The 2504-nt window shown below is 67.5% G+C and carries 2 protein-coding genes and 2 pseudogenes; 3 read left to right on the top strand and 1 reads right to left on the bottom strand.

The window, feature by feature from the left end:
* The first annotated feature begins 47 nt into the window (after positions 1-47).
* The 3 genes and pseudogenes from MKK75_RS08095 to MKK75_RS08085 form a co-directional block, all read left to right on the top strand.
* Positions 48-473: a hypothetical protein gene (locus MKK75_RS08095; RefSeq protein WP_244042083.1), complete on the top strand. Its 426-nt coding sequence runs from the start codon at positions 48-50 to the stop codon at positions 471-473.
* Positions 474-557: 84 nt separating this feature from the next.
* Positions 558-920: a low affinity iron permease family protein gene (locus MKK75_RS08090; RefSeq protein ID WP_244042082.1), complete on the top strand. Its 363-nt coding sequence runs from the start codon at positions 558-560 to the stop codon at positions 918-920.
* Positions 921-1037: 117 nt separating this feature from the next.
* Positions 1038-2249 (top strand): annotated as a pseudogene (locus tag MKK75_RS08085) (methyl-accepting chemotaxis protein); the annotation flags it as partial.
* 20 nt (positions 2250-2269) lie between these two features.
* Here MKK75_RS08085 and MKK75_RS08080 read toward each other — a convergent pair.
* Positions 2270-2485 (bottom strand): annotated as a pseudogene (locus tag MKK75_RS08080) (methyl-accepting chemotaxis protein); the annotation flags it as partial.
* Between the last annotated feature and the right edge of the window lie 19 nt (positions 2486-2504).

Below are 2504 nucleotides of genomic sequence, written 5' to 3'. Positions count from 1 at the left end.
GGTCGCTTCGCTGCAGGGCAGGTCGCCCCCGTGTTCTCGCGTCCGCCATGCCGAGCCGGCCCGAGCACCGCTTCTTCTACCCTGTCGACTGGGTGCAGCTCTCGGCCGTGATCCGGTTCGGCCGGGCGAGAGGCTGCTGCGAGGGCTGCGGGCGGGCGCATGGACGGATGGTCTACCACCTGGGCGATGGGCGCTGGTGGGATGCGGATGCCGCCCGGTGGCGCGACGGGTGGGGGCGCCGGATCCGGGTCGCTGCAGAAGCTGACATCCTCGGCAGCGCCCGTCGCACCCGCGTGGTACTGGCCGACGCACACCGGGATCACGGCACCTCGAACAACGCGGACGCCAACCTCGCGGCCTTCTGCCAGCGGTGCCACATGATCCACGACCGGCCGGAGCATCGGAGGCGGCGATGGCGCACGCTGTTCCGGCGGAAGGCGCTCGGGGACCTGTTCGGCAGCCCCTATGCCTGAGTTGAGCTAGAAGGCACATGATCATTCCGGAAACACGGTCGCGCTATCTTGCTTAGCGGCTCGATGCGCTGAGCTTGAGGATTGATGCTGGACCGTCCGATCATCGGCCTTGCCGTGTGGCTTTCAAAGCCCGTCGGCTTCCTGACGACCTGCTTCACCGTCGCCGCTGGACTGGGCGCCGGCTTCATCCTCAGCTTCAACGACCACTGGGCGCTCGTCTTCAACCTGTTCCTGTCCATCGCCGCCATGCTCTTGGCCGGCGTCATTCTGGTGGCCGGCGCTCGTGATACCGCCGCTATCCAGATGAAGCTGGATGAGCTGATCCGAGCCGTCGAAGACACCGATGAACGTCTTATCGGGGTTGAGGAACGGAGCGCCGAGGAGCTGGCGCTGATCAGGCAGGACCGGCAGCCTTCCTCGCACGCTCCAGTCGATACTGAGGCTTGAGGCTCAGGAGAGCGCGGTGTTGCTCGCGTCAGCTCCCTTTGAGCGCTATTGGCGATGCCACCATCATTGCGGCTGCCGCTCGAAGCCGTCCGCAGTTCTGATCAAGAAGGATCGAGCATGCCGAATACCTTTGGCCTCAACCGCACGCTAGGCGGTGCCATCGGCGTCATCGCGCTGGTGTCCGTGCTCAGCAGCGGGGCAGTGCTAGCGACACGTAATCAGTTGCAGGAGGCGACCGACGCCCTCGACCGCTCGACCCAAGTGGTCCGCGGCCTCGACGCCTTCCGCACCGCTATGCTCAACCAGGAGACCGGCCTGCGCGGCTACCTGATCACCGGGCGCGAGAGCAGCCTGGAACCCTACCGCGCGGGTCGGCCGGCCCTCGACGAGACGATTACGCGTCTGACGACCTTGATCGGCAACGATACCGAGCGGTCGCGCCTGTTGGCCGACGCCGTGACGGCGGCGCGCGCCTGGCAGACTGATATCGGCGAGACCGCCATCCGAGAAGCAGCCAATCCAGCGACGCGACCGGATGCGGTGCGCATCGAGGCTGAAGGCAGAGGCAAGCAGTTCTTCGACACCCTGCGCGGAAGGCTCGCCGCCATCGACAACCTGGAAGAACGGACCCGTGCTGAGCAGGTCGCACGCGTCGCAAAGGCTCAGCGTGATGAGAGCTTCGCCCTGTGGGGCGGTACCCTGCTCACGCTCCTGATCTGCGCCGCGATCGGCGTCGCCATCAACCGCCTGATCGTCTGGCCACTAGTTCGCGTGATGAGCTTTGTCGAGCACGTCGGTGAGGGCGACCTTTCAGGCAAACTCGGGGATGGAGGGCACAACGAGATCGGCCGCCTAGGCCGCAGCCTGAACGCGATGGTCTCGGGGCTCTCGGACCTCGCCCGGACCAACCGTGCCGCCACCGCCGACCTGAACGCCGCTGCGGCCGAGATCCGCGCCTCCGCACAGGAGCAGGCTGCCTCCGTCGAGCAGCAATTCGCCGCCGTGCAGGAGACCGCCGCGACCATGGATCAGATCACCCAGTCGGGCGCCCAGATCAGCAAGCGTGCCACCGAGGTCATCACCACCGCTCAGGCCACCGCGCAGACCTCCCGCCAGGGCCTGCGCGCCGTCTCGGACACCGCCAAGGCCATGGACGCGATCCGCGAGCAGGCCGAGGCGGTGGCCGGCAACATCGTCAGCCTGTCGGAGAAGACCCAGACGACCGGCGACATCACCGAGACGGTCAACGACATCTCGGAGCGCACGCACCAGCTCGCGTCCAACGCCGCCATCGCGGCGGCGGCGGCCGTGCAGAGCGGGCGCAGCTTCTGAGTAGGCGCCTTGGACGCATGGGACAGACGCGTCTCCGCCGACGCCACACCCGCGAAGCCCAACCCGGTCGCGCCGGCGGCCGCCGCCTCGATGGCGGCGTTGAGCGCGAGCCGGTGCGTGCGCTCCGAGATGTCGTTGACCGTCTCGATGATGTCGCCGATCGTCTGGGTCTTCTCCGACAGGCTGACGATGTTGCCGGCCACCGCCTCGGCCTGCTCGCGGATCGCGTCCATGGCCTTGGCGGTGTCCGAG

Origin of the sequence: Methylobacterium sp. J-030 (genome assembly GCF_022829545.1) — a bacterium.
GTDB lineage: Bacteria > Pseudomonadota > Alphaproteobacteria > Rhizobiales > Beijerinckiaceae > Methylobacterium.
The sequence above is the reverse complement of the archived record's forward strand: the minus strand, read 5'-3'. Positions and strand labels throughout refer to the sequence as shown.

Coding starts and splice junctions, on each gene's coding strand:
- MKK75_RS08095 (WP_244042083.1), top strand. CDS start 48: ATGCCGAGCCGGCCCGAGCACCGCTTCTTCTACCCTGTCGACTGGGTG.
- MKK75_RS08090 (WP_244042082.1), top strand. CDS start 558: ATGCTGGACCGTCCGATCATCGGCCTTGCCGTGTGGCTTTCAAAGCCC.